This window comes from Saccharothrix algeriensis (assembly GCF_016907655.1).
Taxonomy (GTDB): domain Bacteria; phylum Actinomycetota; class Actinomycetes; order Mycobacteriales; family Pseudonocardiaceae; genus Actinosynnema; species Actinosynnema algeriense.
The window spans coordinates 3,743,647-3,757,993 of the sequence record NZ_JAFBCL010000001.1 but is presented as its reverse complement, the minus strand read 5'-3'; the positions used below and the strand labels follow the sequence as shown (position 1 = coordinate 3,757,993).

At 74.4% G+C, this 14,347-nt stretch carries 17 protein-coding genes; 9 read left to right on the top strand and 8 right to left on the bottom strand.

Annotation, left to right across the window (positions count from 1 at the left end; genetic code table 11):
- The first annotated feature begins 3 nt into the window (after positions 1–3).
- The 4 genes from menE to JOE68_RS17210 all read left to right on the top strand — a co-directional run bounded on the left by menE (position 4) and on the right by JOE68_RS17210 (position 4,561).
- Complete coding sequence (gene menE, locus JOE68_RS17225; protein ID WP_204843356.1) at positions 4–1,113, top strand: o-succinylbenzoate--CoA ligase; 1,110 nt, start codon at positions 4–6, stop codon at positions 1,111–1,113.
- A 132-nt stretch (positions 1,114–1,245) separates the two neighbouring features.
- A complete protein-coding gene (locus JOE68_RS17220) occupies positions 1,246–2,487 on the top strand; it encodes a DUF8814 domain-containing protein (protein WP_204843355.1) in 1,242 nt (413 codons plus the stop codon).
- Between the two features lie 49 nt (positions 2,488–2,536).
- On the top strand, positions 2,537–3,409 hold the full coding sequence (locus JOE68_RS17215; RefSeq protein ID WP_204843354.1) for a 1,4-dihydroxy-2-naphthoate polyprenyltransferase: 873 nt from the start codon (positions 2,537–2,539) through the stop codon (positions 3,407–3,409).
- Positions 3,410–4,060: 651 nt separating this feature from the next.
- Positions 4,061–4,561, top strand: coding sequence for a hypothetical protein (locus tag JOE68_RS17210; protein ID WP_204843353.1), 501 nt, complete (start codon positions 4,061–4,063; stop codon positions 4,559–4,561).
- Positions 4,562–4,574: 13 nt separating this feature from the next.
- Here JOE68_RS17210 and JOE68_RS17205 read toward each other — a convergent pair whose 3' ends face one another.
- Together JOE68_RS17205 and cds1 are read right to left on the bottom strand one after the other, a co-directional pair.
- Positions 4,575–4,967 (bottom strand): hypothetical protein, encoded by a 393-nt coding sequence (locus tag JOE68_RS17205; RefSeq protein ID WP_204846147.1) that lies wholly within the window; start codon positions 4,965–4,967, stop codon positions 4,575–4,577.
- A 119-nt stretch (positions 4,968–5,086) separates the two neighbouring features.
- The gene (gene cds1 / locus JOE68_RS17200; RefSeq protein ID WP_204843352.1) at positions 5,087–6,181 is read right to left on the bottom strand and encodes an L-cysteine desulfhydrase Cds1; all 1,095 of its coding nucleotides are present in this window, start codon (positions 6,179–6,181) and stop codon (positions 5,087–5,089) included.
- A gap of 23 nt (positions 6,182–6,204) precedes the next feature.
- Between cds1 and JOE68_RS17195 the strand changes: the two genes are divergently transcribed.
- The 3 genes from JOE68_RS17195 to JOE68_RS17185 are packed head-to-tail and all read left to right on the top strand — an operon-like array spanning position 6,205 to position 7,854.
- Positions 6,205–7,197: an ADP-ribosylglycohydrolase family protein gene (locus tag JOE68_RS17195; protein WP_204843351.1), complete on the top strand. Its 993-nt coding sequence runs from the start codon at positions 6,205–6,207 to the stop codon at positions 7,195–7,197.
- 46 nt (positions 7,198–7,243) lie between these two features.
- The gene (locus JOE68_RS17190; RefSeq protein WP_204843350.1) at positions 7,244–7,564 is read left to right on the top strand and encodes a PadR family transcriptional regulator; all 321 of its coding nucleotides are present in this window, start codon (positions 7,244–7,246) and stop codon (positions 7,562–7,564) included.
- Positions 7,561–7,854, top strand: a complete 294-nt coding sequence (locus JOE68_RS17185) for a hypothetical protein (RefSeq protein WP_204843349.1) — start codon at positions 7,561–7,563, stop codon at positions 7,852–7,854. Before JOE68_RS17190 ends, JOE68_RS17185 begins: the two co-directional genes overlap by 4 nt.
- Here JOE68_RS17185 and JOE68_RS17180 read toward each other — a convergent pair.
- Together JOE68_RS17180 and JOE68_RS17175 are read right to left on the bottom strand one after the other, a co-directional pair.
- Positions 7,851–8,108 (bottom strand): DUF4229 domain-containing protein, encoded by a 258-nt coding sequence (locus JOE68_RS17180; protein WP_307819719.1) that lies wholly within the window; start codon positions 8,106–8,108, stop codon positions 7,851–7,853. The two genes, JOE68_RS17185 and JOE68_RS17180, sit on opposite strands and share 4 nt — an antisense overlap.
- A gap of 11 nt (positions 8,109–8,119) precedes the next feature.
- Positions 8,120–8,587 carry an Lrp/AsnC family transcriptional regulator gene (locus tag JOE68_RS17175; protein ID WP_204843348.1) on the bottom strand — a complete coding sequence of 156 codons (468 nt, stop codon included), beginning with the start codon at positions 8,585–8,587 and terminating at the stop codon, positions 8,120–8,122.
- A gap of 150 nt (positions 8,588–8,737) precedes the next feature.
- On the opposite strand from JOE68_RS17175, the gene JOE68_RS17170 reads away from it, so the two are divergent.
- Complete coding sequence (locus tag JOE68_RS17170) at positions 8,738–8,956, top strand: BldC family transcriptional regulator (protein WP_307819718.1); 219 nt, start codon at positions 8,738–8,740, stop codon at positions 8,954–8,956.
- 31 nt (positions 8,957–8,987) lie between these two features.
- Positions 8,988–9,182, top strand: coding sequence for a hypothetical protein (locus JOE68_RS17165; RefSeq protein ID WP_204846398.1), 195 nt, complete (start codon positions 8,988–8,990; stop codon positions 9,180–9,182).
- A 42-nt stretch (positions 9,183–9,224) separates the two neighbouring features.
- Here the strand turns inward: JOE68_RS17165 and JOE68_RS32255 are convergent, their stop codons facing one another.
- The 4 genes from JOE68_RS32255 to JOE68_RS17145 all read right to left on the bottom strand — a co-directional run bounded on the left by JOE68_RS32255 (position 9,225) and on the right by JOE68_RS17145 (position 14,119).
- Positions 9,225–10,754, bottom strand: a complete 1,530-nt coding sequence (locus JOE68_RS32255; protein WP_204843346.1) for a nucleotide-binding protein — start codon at positions 10,752–10,754, stop codon at positions 9,225–9,227.
- Between the two features lie 100 nt (positions 10,755–10,854).
- Positions 10,855–11,802 carry a c-type cytochrome biogenesis protein CcsB gene (ccsB, locus tag JOE68_RS17155; protein WP_204843345.1) on the bottom strand — a complete coding sequence of 316 codons (948 nt, stop codon included), beginning with the start codon at positions 11,800–11,802 and terminating at the stop codon, positions 10,855–10,857.
- Positions 11,802–13,340, bottom strand: coding sequence for a cytochrome c biogenesis protein ResB (gene resB, locus JOE68_RS17150; protein ID WP_204843344.1), 1,539 nt, complete (start codon positions 13,338–13,340; stop codon positions 11,802–11,804). Before resB ends, ccsB begins: the two co-directional genes overlap by 1 nt.
- On the bottom strand, positions 13,340–14,119 hold the full coding sequence (locus JOE68_RS17145) for a cytochrome c biogenesis CcdA family protein (RefSeq protein ID WP_204843343.1): 780 nt from the start codon (positions 14,117–14,119) through the stop codon (positions 13,340–13,342). Before JOE68_RS17145 ends, resB begins: the two co-directional genes overlap by 1 nt.
- Positions 14,120–14,347 lie beyond the last annotated feature (228 nt).

Sequence of the window (14,347 nt, the reverse complement as noted above, 5' to 3'; positions counted from 1 at the left end):
CCGATGACGACCCTGGAGGACGTGCGCCGCGCCCTGGCCCCGGCCCTGCCCGCCCACCTCGCGCCCGGCGACCCGCTGCCGCCCGGCCGGCCGCTGGTCGCCTCGCTGCCGCCCGGCCGGCCGCTGCCGCCCCTGCGCGGCTGGGAGGGGGGCGCGGCGCTGGCGGTCGGGACGTCGGGGTCCACCGGCGAGCCGAAGGTGGTCCTGCTGCCCGCGTCCGCCCTGGTCGCGTCGGCCGAGCTGACCCACGCCCGGCTGGGCGGGCCCGGGACGTGGCTGCTGGCGCTGCCCACGACCCACATCGCGGGCGTCCAGGTGCTCGTCCGCTCGGCCGTCGCCGGCACCGAGCCGGGGGTCGTGGACCTGGCCGGGGGTTTCCGCGCGGCCGGGTTCGCCACCGCCGCCCGCGCCGTGCTGGCCGGGCCGGGCCCGCGCTACACCGCCCTGGTGCCCACCCAGCTGGCCCGCCTGGTCGCCACCGAGGGGCCGGGCCTGGCCGCGGTCCGGGAGTTCGACGCGGTGCTGGTCGGCGGGGCCGCCGCGCCGCCGTCCCTGCTGGCCAGGGCGCGTGCCGCCGGGGTCCGCGTCGTCACCACCTACGGCATGAGCGAGACCTCCGGCGGGTGCGTCTACGACGGCGTCCCGCTGGACGGCGTCCGGGTGCGGCTGGTCGACGGGCGCGTCGAGCTGGCCGGGCCGGTCCTGGCGCTGGGCTACCAGGGCGGCGAGCCGTTCGGCGAGTGGTTCCGCACCGGCGACCTGGGGCGGTGGGCCGACGGCCGGCTGGAGGTGGTCGGGCGGGCCGACGACGTGATCGTCAGCGGCGGCGAGAACGTCTCGCCGACCGAGGTGGAGCGGGTGCTGGCGGCCCAGCCCGGCGTGCACGAGGCGTGCGTGGTGGGCGTGCCGGACCCGGAGTGGGGCCAGGCCGTCGCCGCCGCCGTCGTGCCGGCCGACCCGCGGACCCCGCCCGACGCGGGCGCGCTCGCCGACGCCGTCCGGGCGGCGGTGGGCCGCTCGGCGGCGCCCAAGCGGCTGGTCTTCCTGCCCGAGCTGCCGCTGCGGGGACCGGGGAAGGTGGACCGGGCGGCCGTGGCCCGCTCGATTGGGTGAAAAGTTTTCACACGAACGGTCCGGCCCGTTGACAGCCGACGCGCCCGCGCGCTTGGCTCTGTCCCCAGCCGTGACGGGTGGTCCCGCGCAGCGGTGCCCTCCGCCCCACCCGTCGGGACGAGGAGTGCCACGATGACGAGGCGCCACCTGTTGCCGACCGCAGCGGCGGTGGTGGCGGTGCTGACCGCCGCCGCGCCCGCCGTCCCGGTCCACGCCGCCCCGCCCGACCCCGCCCACCGCACCGGCGCGGCCCGGGGCGCCGAGGCGTGGGAGGCCGACCTGTCCGGCGTGGACGGCGACGACGTCGGGGTCACCTGGAACGGTCGCGCGGTGGTCCTCGCGCCGGCCGCGCCGAGCCCCGCGAGCGCCCGCGCGCCGATCCGCACCGGCTTCCTCCTGCTCGCCCCGCACGACCTGGCCGCGCCGGCCGACGCGGTCGCCGCCACCGTCCGCGGCCGGGTGCCGGCCGGCGCCGAGGTGGCCGTCGACGTGCGCGGCGCGCTCGGCGACGGCCGGTGGACCGGCTGGGCGCAGGCCCGCCCCGGCGCGCCCGCCACCCTGCCCACCGCGGTCGACCGCGTGCAGGTGCGCCTGGCGCTCACCGGCGACCGCGCCGGCGCGGTCGGCCCCGAGGTCGACGGGCTGGCGCTCACCGCGTCCGCCACCGGCGTGACGGCCACCCAGGCCGGCGAGCTGACCTACCGCGTCTACGCCACGCGGGAGGGCCTGGTGGGCGGCACGACGGCCAACGGGCACGTGATCGTCGAGCGGGACCACTTCGTCGCCCTGCCCTCCCGCCGCGGCCTCTCGGCGAAGGCCGAGGGCGCCTACAGCGTCCGGGTGTGCGCCTCCACCGGCCGCTGCGAGTGGGCCCCGGTCTGGGACATCGGGCCGTGGAACACCAAGGACGACTACTGGAGCCCCGCCGACACCCGCGAGACGTGGGCGGACCTCCCTCAGGGCACGCCGCAGGCCCAGGCCGCGCACCAGAGCGGGTACAACGACGGCAAGGACGAGTTCGGCCGCGAGGTGGCGAACCCGGCGGGCGTCGACCTGGCCGACGGCACGTTCTGGGACGGCCTCCAGCTCACCGGCAACGACTGGGTGACCGTGACCTACCTGTGGACCGGCGCGGGCCCGGCCGGCTTCGTCCGCACGGAGGGGGAGCCGCTGAACGTGCGCAGCGGCCCCGACTCGACCACCGCCCAGGTGGGCCTGGCGGCGAACTACGCTCAGGTCCGCGTCGAGTGCCAGCTGGTCGGGCAGACCGTCACGGGCACGCAGGGCACCTCGGACGTCTGGTACCGGATCGCGGCGGACAAGCACGTGGCGAAGGCTTACGTGACCGGGGTGGCGGAGGCGCCCGCCTGCTGACCGCGCACCCGGCAGGGGCCGGCGGGGGTCCATGTCGGAGGATGTCGACATGGCCACAGTCGCCCAGTGGATCTCGGGGACCCGTCCCCGCACCCTGCCGAACTCCGTCGCGCCCGTCCTGGTGGGCGCGGGCGCGGCGCACCACGTCGACGGCTTCCGCCCGCTCTGGTCGCTGCTGGCGCTGTTCGTGTCGGTCGCGCTGCAGGTCGGCGTGAACTACGCCAACGACTACTCGGACGGCATCCGGGGCACCGACGCGCACCGCGTGGGGCCGTTCCGGCTGGTCGGCTCGGGCGCGGCGAACCCGCGGGCGGTGCGCGCGGCGGCCTTCGCGGCGCTGGGCGCGGCGGCGGTGGCCGGGGTGGCGCTGGTCGTGCTCAGCGGCCGGTACTGGATGGTCGCGTTCGGCGCGGTGTGCATCGCGGCGGCCTGGTTCTACACCGGCGGGCGCAAGCCGTACGGGTACTCGGGCCTGGGCGAGCTGGCGGTCTTCCTCTTCTTCGGCCCGGCGGCGGTGCTGGGCACCCTCTACGTGCAGACCGGGGAGATCACCGGCATCGGCATCGGCGGCGCGATCGCGACGGGCGCCTTCTCGACCGGCGTCATGATCGCGAACAGCCTGCGCGACATCCCGACCGACCTCCAGGCGGGCAAGCGCACCCTGGCCACCACCCTGGGCGACCGCGACTCCCGCCGCCTCTACCTGGCCCTGGTCACCATCCCGTTCTTCATCACCCTGGCCATCGGCCTGCGGGCGCCCGAGGCCCTGGCGGCGTTCCTGGCCCTGCCCCTGGTGATCCTGGGCGCGCGCCGGGTCGCGAAGGGCGGCAAGGGCCGGGAGCTGATCCCCGTGCTCCAGCACACGGGCCTGGCGATGCTGCTGTGGTCGGTCATCACCACGGCCGCCCTCGTCCTGGACTGAGACCCCCGCCCACAACCCCCGGGCCCACCCTCAGCCCACTGCCCGAAAACCGTCGTACCCACGTGGTTGGGTATGCGCAGGGGCGTTCCCCTCAGGGGGACGCCTGCGCAGCCCGCACCGATTCCCGGCCAGGTCCGCGGTGCCCGGCCCGCGCCGGGACCCTTTGGAGTCCGGACCTGCTCCGCGAGCCTCATCGCGGGGCGCTCGGCCCCACCACGCGAGCCTGACAACGCGAACCCCACCGCGCGGGTCCACCACGCGAGCCCCATCACCGCGCGAACCCCATCGCGGATGCCCCATCGCCCGAACCTCACTGCGGATGCCTCACCACGGACCCCACCTCAGGTGCCTCACCGCGCGGCCCCACCGCGCGAACCCACCGCGCGAACCCACCGCGCGAACCCACCGCGCGAACCCACCGCGCGAACCCGGCCGCGCGACCCCACCGCGCGAGGCCGCACAGGTCCCGCCCCTGCTTCGACGGGCGGCAGACCCGGGCCTTGAGCCCATCCGGGTAGCGGCGGTCGGCGTCACTGTCGCGGCGTCGGGGAACCGGCCACACTGGAGGTCGCGACCCCGCCCGCCGGTCGCCCGCGCGGACGGGGCCGAGGACCGCCGCAAGCCGCGCCGCGCGTGTCGCAGGGGGCCGACATGGGGAAGTTCATCGGTTTCCTGGCACTGGCGTGGCTGGGCCTGGCGACGGCGGTGTGGACCGCGCCGGTGGGGATGACGCACAGCGGCGGCGCCGTTCCGGAGCAGGAGGCCGCCGACCACCCGTGCGCCTTCGACGAGGCGGGGATGGCGAACTGCCCGGACACGTCGTCCTACCTCTGGCGGCTGCCCGCGCACGGCGAGCGCACCGTCACCACCACCTGGGAACCCAGCCGCTCCGACATCAGGACCGTCACCGGGACCCTGACCCACGAGAACCCCGACTGCCCCGGCAGCCGCATCTCCTGGACCGTCGTCACCGACGAGCGCACCGGCGGGACGCTGACCGACGACGACCGGCAGGCGGAGCTGGACATCCCCGTGCAGCGGCCCCTGCGACGGATCACCCTCACCCTGCGGCGCGAGGACGCCGCCGCCTGCGCCAGCGCGCTGCGGTGGACCGACCCCCGGCTGGAGCCCCCGTACGCGCTGCTGCCCTGAGCGGGCGGGAGGGCTACCAGGCGTCCTCGGTGAAGGTCATCGGCTCCTCGTCGTCCTGCCGCTGCGGGCGGGGCGGTTCGACCCGGCGCTCCTCCCCCCGGCACAGCGCGGCCAACCGCTCCCGGTCCTTCTCCAGCGCCGCGCGCACCCCCCGGTCACCCGCGGCCTCGCCGAGCAGCACCTGCCGCCAGCTCAGGTGCCCGGCCGCGATCCGCCGCTGCAGCGCCTGCAGCTCGGGCGACGCCTCGGCGGACTTGGCGAACAGCATCACGCGCCGCACGTCCTCCGCCGAGGGCTCGCGGGTCGGGCGGCGCAGCTCGGCCGCGTCGCGCATCGCCTTGTCGGCGGCGGCCACCGACTTGGCGAGCACGTCCTCCGCCGTCAGCACTTCCGCGGTGCGCCACATGCTCACGGCCTTCCCCTTCCGACCCGCCGACCGGCCCGGCACACCGGTCGACGCTGCGACGCGGCGCGCCCGCCCCGCGTTCCCCGGCACACCGAACTTCCCGACCCGTGGTCCCGGGCTCACGCCGACCAGGTCCCGGTCGCCCGGAACCGCGTCAGCGTCGCCAGGTGGGGCGCGAGGTCCATGCCCTGCGCGGCCACCCACCCGTCGTCGTAGTAGGTGTTCGCGTACCGCTCTCCCCCGTCGCACAGCAGGGTGACCACGCTGCCGCGCGACCGCGACGCCCGCATCTCCGCGATCAGCTGGAACGCGCCCCACAGATTGGTGCCCGTGGACCCGCCCACCCGCCGCCCGAGGACGTCCTCGACGTGCCGGATCGTCGCGATCGACGCCGCGTCCGGCACCTTGATCATCCGGTCGATGACCTGGCCGACGAACGACGGCTCCACGCGCGGCCGGCCGATGCCCTCGATCCGCGAGCCCCGCCCGCCCGCCTTGCCCGGGTCGCCGTCGCGCCACGCGTCGAAGAACACCGAGTGCTCCGGGTCGACCACGGCCAGCCGGGAGCGCAGCTTCCGGTAGTGGATGAAGCGGCCGATCGTCGCGCTGGTGCCACCGGTGCCCGCGCCGACGACGACCCACTCCGGCTCCGGCGCGGCCTCCAGGGACATCTGCTGGAACACCGACTCGGCGATGTTGTTGTTGCCGCGCCAGTCGGTGGCCCGCTCGGCGTGGGTGAACTGGTCCATGAAGTGGCCGCCGAGGTCGGCCGCGAGCCGCCTGGACTCGTCGTAGATCGCGCCCGGCTCGTCCACGAAGTGGCACTGGCCGCCCTGCCGCTCGATCAGCGCCACCTTCTCCGGGCTGGTGGAGCGGGGCATGACCGCGATGAACGGCAGCCCGAGCAGCCGCGCGAAGTACGCCTCGGACACGGCCGTCGAGCCGGACGACGCCTCGATCACGGGCGTGCCGCCGACCACCCAGCCGTTGCAGATGGCGTAGAGGAACAGCGATCGCGCGAGGCGGTGCTTGAGCGAGCCGGTGGGGTGGGTCGACTCGTCCTTGAGGTAGAGGTCGATCCCCCACTCCAGCGGGAGGGGGAAGTGCAGCAGGTGCGTGTCGGCGCTGCGGTTGGCGTCGGCCTCGATGATCGAGACCGCCTCGCACACCCACTCCCTGGTCCGGGAACTACACCGGTCTACCGAAAAGGTCACGCCGGCACGATACGTTCTGCGACGTGACCTCACGTGTGAGCGGTTCCCTGCGCGGCTGCCTGCTCGCGGGTGCCGTCGGCGACGCGCTCGGCGGCGCGATCGAGTTCGACCGCGTCGACCGCATCCGGGGCCGGTTCGGCCCGGCGGGCCTCACCGACTACGCCCCCGCGTACGGCAGGCCCGGCGCGATCACCGACGACACCCAGATGACGCTGTTCACCCTGGAGGGCCTGGTGCTGGCCCGGCGGCGGGGCAGCGACCCGGTGCACGAGGTGCGCGTCGCCTACCGCCGCTGGCTGCGGACGCAGGGCGGGCCGGAGGTGGCCCCCGACGGGTGGCTGCTGGACGTGCCCGGCCTGCACCAGCAGCGCGCGCCGGGCGCCACGTGCCTGGCGGCGCTGCGGTCCGGCGCGCTGGGCACGGTCGAGTCGCCGATCAACGACTCGAAGGGCTGCGGCGCGGTGATGCGCGCCGCGCCGGTGGCCCTGTGGTCCGACGACGTGCGGGAGGTGTTCGCGCTGGCCGCGGCGACCGGCGCGCTCACCCACGGCCACCCCAGCGGCTACCTGTCGGCGGGCGTGCTGGCCGTGCTGGTGCAGCAGCTGCTGGCGGGCGCGGACCTGGCGGGCGCCCTGGACGTCGCCCGCGACGAGCTCCAGCGGTGGGAGGGGCACGAGGAGCAGCTCGTGCTGCTCGACCTGGCCGTCGAGATGGGCACGCGCGGCGTCCGCCCCACCCCCGAGGTGATCGAGACGGCGCTCGGCGGGGGCTGGGTGGGCGAGGAGGCGCTCGCGATCGCGGTGCTCACGGCCCTGGCGGCGCGGAGCCTGGCGGACGGGCTGCTGCTGGCGGTGAACCACTCCGGGGACAGCGACTCGACGGGCGCGCTGTGCGGGAACCTGCTGGGCGCGCGGGACGGCGCCGGGGAGATCCCGGGGCACTGGCTGTCCGACCTGGAGCTGGCCGACGTCGTGGAGCGCCTGGCGGCCGAGGCCGCCGAGGTGTTCCGGCTCTGACCCGGAACCCGTGGACGCGCTTGTTCTACATAGGTAGGATAGCGCCGTGGAACCACTGGAGCGGATCGGCAAGGCCACCGCGGACGTGCTGGGAGCGCTGCTCGACGGCGACCACCCCCGCTGGGGCCTGGAGATCGTCAAGCTGACCGGGCGCCCGTCCGGCAGCGTCTACCCCGTGCTGGACCGCCTGGAGCGCGCCGGCTGGGTCACGTCGAGCTGGGAGGACGACACCGACCGGCGGGGCCCGCGGCGCCGGCTGTACGTGCTCACCGCCGACGGCGCCCGCGAGGCGGTCAAGGTGTGCGCGCGGCGCGCCGGGACCGCCCGCGCCGCGCGGCCCGCCCTGGGCGCGGAGGCCGGCCGATGACCCGCCTGGCCTGGTTCCTCGTCGGCTGCGCCACCGCGTTCCTGCAGCCCGACGACCGCACCCGCTACCTGGAGCAGTGGCGCGCCGACGTGCTGGGCGCGCGGGAACTGGGGCTGTCGCCGCTGGGCGTCGCGCTCGGCGCGCTGCGGGTGGCCCGGACGAGGCCGCTCGTGACGCCCGTCGCCGTGCTCGCGGTCGCCCTGCGCCTGCGCGAGAGCAGGCGCCTGCTCGCCGTGCTCGCCGTCCTGCTCCTGGCGAACCTCACCGGCGGGATGGTCCTGCTCGTCTAGCCGGCGTCGCCGCGCAGCTGGGCGCGCAGCTTCTCCCGCTCGGCCCGCCGCGCGGCCTGGTGCTCGTCCAGCCCCCGCGCCACCCGCGTCCGCAGCCCGCGGAACACGAACAGCGAGATCGGCAGGGCGACCACGACCCCGACCGCCAGGGCGACCAGCAACGGCACGTTGACCAGCACGAGCACCGCGGTCACCACGGCGACCATGCCCAACCGCGCGCCCACGTACAGCGCCACATCACGACCCAGGTGCACGGTTACCCAGGTTACGCGCTGCCCTCCGGGGCGCCCGCCGCGGTGTTGGGGCGGCCCTCGAAGCGGGTGGACAGCACCACGGTGGTCCGGGTGCGGGCGACGCCGCTGATGCGCCGCAGCCGGCCGAGCGCCCGCTCCAGGTCGTCCACGGTCGCCACCCGGACCTTGACGATGAACGACTCGTCGCCCGCCACCCGGTAGCAGGACTCGACCTCGATCAGCTCGCCCAGCGACAGGGCCACCTCGTCGTCGTCCGCGGTGTCCGTGGGGTGGATGCTGACCAGCGCCGTCACGCCCAGGCCGACCGCGCTCGGGTCGACCGCGGCGTGGTAGCCGACGATGACCCCGGTCGCCTCCAGCTTGCCGACCCGCTCGTGGACGGCGGAGGCCGACAGGCCGACCTTGCGACCCAGGTCGGCGTAGGTGGCTCGGCCGTTCACCCGGAGGGCGGCGATGATCTGGCGATCGAGTGCGTCCACCGGGCCTAGCCTAGGGCCACCCGGGCCGATGTCCGAACCGCGCGCTTCGTCCCTTACTACCTCTTTACCATCACCCAAGCGTTCGAGTACCCGAAGGTCGGGATGCCACGATGCGTCCGGTAGGTCTGTTCGGCACCGGGGAGGAAGACCGTGACCGTGACGCAGGGACACCAGGGGGAACGGCTGCTCACACCGGGCGAGGTGGCCAACCTCTTCCGCGTGGACCCGAAGACGGTGACCCGCTGGGCCACCGCGGGCCGCATCGGCTCGATCCGCACGCCCGGCGGCCACCGCAGGTTCCGGGAGTCCGAGGTGCAGGCCCTGCTCTCCCAGTTGACCACGGAAGCGACCGAACCGGTGCGGCGATGACCCCGTTCACCTCCGGGGCACGGGTAATCTCGTGGCAAAGGAGGTGGCGTCCATGCTCTACGTGCTCGCGCTGATCGGTGCGCTCACCATCGCGGTGCTGCTGTGGCGCGCGTTCGGGCCGGACCGGGTCGACGCACCCAGCCGCCGCGTCGTCGCACCGGACGACGACCCGGAGTTCCTGCGCAAGCTGGGTGAGCAGAGCAAGAAGCGCCCGGAAGAGGAGTGACGCGCGCCGGGGCCTCGACCGGGGCCCCGGGCGCCCCGCGGGTCAGCTGACCTTGTTGGGGAAGTCGTCCGCCACCGTCGCCGCCAGCTCCAGCAGCGCGAGCCGGGTCTCCGGGCCGAGCTTGTCCAGCTCGATCTCGGCGCCCTCCTCCAGGTGCGCGTCGAACGGGATGCGCACGACCGCCCGGCACCGCTGGGCGAAGTGCGCGGCCAGCTTGTCCAGGTCGACCTTGCCCGAGCCGGGCCGCACCGAGTTGATCACCGCGACCGACTTGGCCACCAGGTCGCGGTAGCCGTGCGCCTCCAGCCAGTCCAGCGTGGCGGCCGAGGTCTGCGCGCCGTCCACCGAGCCGGAGGACACCAGCACCAGCGAGTCGGCCTGGTCGAGCACGCCCTTCATGGCCGAGTGCATCAGGCCGGTGCCGCAGTCGGTCAGCACGATGTTGTAGAACAGCTCCAGCAGCGACACCGTGCGCAGGTAGTCCTGGTCGCTGAACGCCTCGGAGACCGCCGGGTCCTGCTCGGAGGCCAGGATCTCCAGCCGGCTGGGCGACTGCGACGTGTACGCGCGGACGTCGCTGTACTTGGTGATCCGCGACGCGTCGCGCAGCAGGTGCCGCACCGTCGCCGTGGTCTCGCGCGGCACCTTCAGCGCCAGCGTGCCGCGGTCGGGGTTGGCGTCCACCGCGATGACCCGGTCACCGCGCAGCGACGAGAACGTGGAGCCCAGCGTGGTGGTCGTCGTGGTCTTGCCGACGCCGCCCTTGAGGCTGAGCATCGCGATCTTGTAGCACCCGCGCAGCGGCTGGTTGATCCGGCCGATCAGCTCCCGCCGCCGCACGTCCGCCGGGCTCTCGCCCAGGTTGACCAGGCCGCCGGTCATGGCGTGGAGCGTCTTGCGCCAGCCGGACTGCGGCGGGCGCTTGGCCCGCTTGATCAGCTGCTGAGAGGACACCTCGTGCGCGGTGGCCTGCTGGGACTGCTGGGCCTGCGGCGGCTGGACGCTCTGCGGGAAGTTGTTCGGGAACGGGCCCTGGAACTGCTGCCGGTTCGGGTCGAACCGGTGCGGCCCCGACTGCCCCGCGACCTGGTACGGCCCGGACTGGCCGGGGCCGACCGGGTACGGACCCGACTGGTTGCCCACCTGGTAGGCGCCGGACTGGCCGCCCACCTGGTAGGCGCCCGACTGACCGCCCACCTGGTAAGCGCCGGACTGGCTGCCGACCTGGTAGGCGCCCGACTGGTTCCCGACCTGGTAGGCGCCGGACTGGTTGCCCACCTGGTACTGCCCCGACTGACCGCCCACCTGGTGGGGGCCGGACTGGTGCGCGGTCGGGTACGGCCCGGACGGCGTGCCCTGCGCGGGGAAGCCGCCGCTGGGCGGTCCGGTCACCGGTCCCGACGTCGGACCGGGCGCCGCCGGCTCGATGTAGGCCGTCGCGGGTTCGACGTAGTGGGCGCCCGACGCCGGCTCCACCGGGTTGCCGCCCGACTGGTCCGGGTCGGGCTGCTGCCCCTCCGCGCCCGCCGGCGGCTGCCACGACGACTCAGGACTCTCGTAGCGACCGGTCACCGCTGGGGTCCTCCCTGAGCAAAGCGGATCGAGCCCTCCCCGACCTCGCGATTGCGACGGTAGTCGGCCGGCAGCGGTTCCACGACACTGGGTTCGAGGTCTAACCGACACCTGCGTAGGAGTGCAATCCGGTCGTGACCAGGTTGATGAAGAACAGGTTGAACACGGTGAGCGCGAAGCCCAGCGAGTTGATCCAGGCGGCCGGGCGCCCGCGCCACCCGGCGGTCGCCCGCGCGTGTAGGTAGGCCGCGTAGACCACCCACGCCACGAAGGACACCGTCTCCTTCGGGTCCCAGCCCCAGAACCGGCCCCACGCCGCCTCGGCCCAGATCGCGCCGCAGATGATGCCCAGCGTGAACAGCGGGAACGCGAACACCGTGCTGCGGTAGGCCAGGCGGTCCAGCACCTCGGAGTCGGGCAGCTTCGCGAACCGCGCGCGGCCCGAGGACTTCAGCAGGTACAGCACGCTGGCCACGCCCGGCAGCAGGAACAGGCCGCTGGACACCGAGATCACCGACACGTGCACCACGAGCCAGTACGACTGGAGGGCCGGCTGCACGGGCGCGGCCTCGGCGTACAGGGCGGTGCCGCCGAGGAACATCAGGATGCCGATCGGCACCAGCACGAACCCGCCGAGCCGGCGCACCGGGAACAGGCGCATCAGCACCAGCCAGCCGACCACGGCGGCGAACGTCAGCAGCGACGTGTACTCGTACATGTTGCCCCACGGCGCGCGCTCGGTGGCGACACCGCGCAGCACGAGGGAGGCGCCGTGCAGCAGCGCGCCGAGCAGCGTGACCGCTACGCCCATGCGGCCCAGCCGCTCCGCCCGCGACGGCCGCTCGCGCACCACCAGGCCGGGCGTCCACGTGCCGTCCTCGGCGGTGCCCGCGACCTGCGTGCCGGCCGCGACGAGGTCCCGCTCCCTGGGCCGGTTCCTGGCGAAAGCCTGCTCGCACAGGTAAAGCACCGCGGCGATCACGTACACGGCCACGGCCGCGCCGTAGGTCCAGTCGCTGTAGGTCGCCAGCGTCTCGTTGACCGGCATCAGCCCTCCTCCTTGAGCAGGTCCCGGGACAGGGCGGTGAACTCCTCGCCGTACCCGGCCTGGTCGGTGCGCGCCAGGCCACCGACCTCGACAACCGTACGCCCGTCCTCCTGCGGCGTCGCCCGCACCCACACCCGGCGGCGCTTGATCGTGAGCGACACGCCCAGGCCGAGGATGACCAGCACCGAGAACGCCAGCACCCAGGTCTGCGTCGGGTCGTGGGACACCTGGAGCGACACCCAGTCCTGCACGCCGTCGAAGCGGACGACCGTGCCGTCGTCCAGCGTGACGGACTCGCCCTGCCGCAGGTTCTGCCGGGCGACCTTCACGAGCTTGCCCTCGGAGACCATCTCCTCGTCGATGGAGAAGATCGACTGCCCGCGCCCGGAGTCGGTGCCGAGGTCGCCCCGGTAGACGTCGACGGCCACCGCCGGGTCGCGCGCCTCGGGGAACACCGAGTCCAGCAGCTCGCCCCGGAACCCGGCGGTGGGCGCGAGCAGGCCGGTGATGGCGAGCTGGCGCGTGCGGCGCTGCTCGGTGTCGGTCACGCCGGGCGGGTCGAACTTGGTGGCGCCCTCCGAGGCCAGCGTCACCTCGTTCACCGGCCGCCACTGGGTCGCGCCGGTGCGCGTGGCGCCGTTGGGGAAGGTCACGGTGAACAGCGGCGTGTAGCCGTGGCCCAGCAGGTAGAGGCGGTCGCCCGCGGTGCGCAGCGGGCTGTTGACCCGCAGCGGGTACGGCTGCCACGTGCCGCTGACGAGGTCCGCGCCGGACTGGAAGTCGATGTCGGCGTGGAACGTCTGCGCCTGCCCGTTGTGCAGGTAGGTGGCGTCGAAGTCGTTCACCCGCACGCAGAACTGGTTGAGGTCCGTGCCGTCGACCCGCAGGCCGGGCCGGAACGAGTCGTAGTTGAACACGCCGGAGTTGCAGAACTGGCCGCCGTTGGCCTGCACGATGACCTGGCCCTCGTAGCCGAACATCTTGCCCAGCGCGAAGGCGACCAGCAGGCCCAGCAGGGAGAAGTGGAACACCAGGTTGCCGGTCTCGCGCAGGAAGCCGCGCTCCGCGCTGACGGTGCGCGCGCCGCCCTCCTCCGCGCGCTCGACCAGCCGCCAGCCCCGCAGCCGCTGCCGCGCCCGCGCCACGACGGCCTCCGGCGCGAGGGCGAGGTCCGCCGACGCGTGGTGCGGCAGCCGGCCGAGGTTGCGCGGGGTGAGCACGGGCTTGGCCCGCATCTGCTTGTAGTACTCCCACGTGCGCGGCAGCAGGCAGCCGATCAGCGACACGAACAGCAGCACGTAGACCGCGGAGAACCAGTAGCTGGCGTAGACGTCGAAGAACTGGAGGTCGTCGAGGAGCCGGCCCCACCAGCCGTTCTCGGTGATGTACTCGGCGACCTTCTGCGAGTTCAGCGACCGCTGCGGCAGCAGCGCGCCGGGCATCGCGCCCAGGGCGAGCAGGAACAGCAGGGTCAGCGCCGTGCGCATGGCGGTGAGCCCGCGCCACGTGTTGCGCAGGAAAGCGGTGGGCGAGCGCATCACAGGGGCAGTTTCAGGTCGTTGACCACGGCGTCGCGCAGCCAGAACACGAACTCGCCCCACAGGCCGGTGACCAGCGCGACGCCCACCGCGATCAGCAGCGAGCCGCCGAACACCTGGACCTGGCGGACGTGCGAGCGCAGCCACCCGGTCATCCGCACCGCCCACCGCGCGCCCAGCGCGATCAGCACGAACGGCAGCCCGAGGCCGAGGCAGTAGGCGACCACCAGGACCGCGCCGCGCGCCGTGGCCGAGCCGACCTCCGTGCTGCGCGCCAGCGCCAGCACGCCCGCGAGCGTCGGTCCGACGCACGGCGTCCAGCCCAGCGCGAACACCCCGCCGAGCAGGGGCGCGCCGATCAGGCCGCCGCGCGGCGTGCGGTGCAGGCGGACGTCCTTCTGCAGGGCCGGGACGAGGCCGACGAACACCAGGCCCATCGCGATGGTGACGACGCCGCCGATGCGCTGGAACACGTCGGCGTCGAGGTAGAGGGCCGTGCTCAGCCCCAGGACGACGAACGACGTCAGGGCGAACACGATCGTGAACCCGAGCACGAACAGCAGCGCCGCGCCGGCCACCCGCCACCGGCCGGTCTTGCGGTCCTCGCCGTCCTCGACGGCCGGCGCCTCCGCCCCCACCAGGCCGGCGAGGTAGGCCAGGTACCCGGGCACCAGCGGCACCACGCACGGGGAGGCGAAGGAGATCACGCCCGCGAGCACGGACACGGCTGCGGCCAGGACGAGCGGCCCGGAAACGGCGAGCTCGGTCGTGGGGTTCACGGAGGACAGAGTAGGTACGGGATCCTGAGAGCCCGTCACTGGGTGGAATGAGGCCGCCTCCCCGAGGGGCTGCCACGAACGGGTGGGGAACGCGCCGGCCAGGGACCTTCCGATGGGCGAAATGCCCTGAAGGTCGGTTGTCCAGGTCCGGGTTCCACCTCTTGTGAGTGAGTGACGCACTTCATAGCGTGACGCCGTGACGGGCCGGGCCAGGCCGAGCCAGGGCCG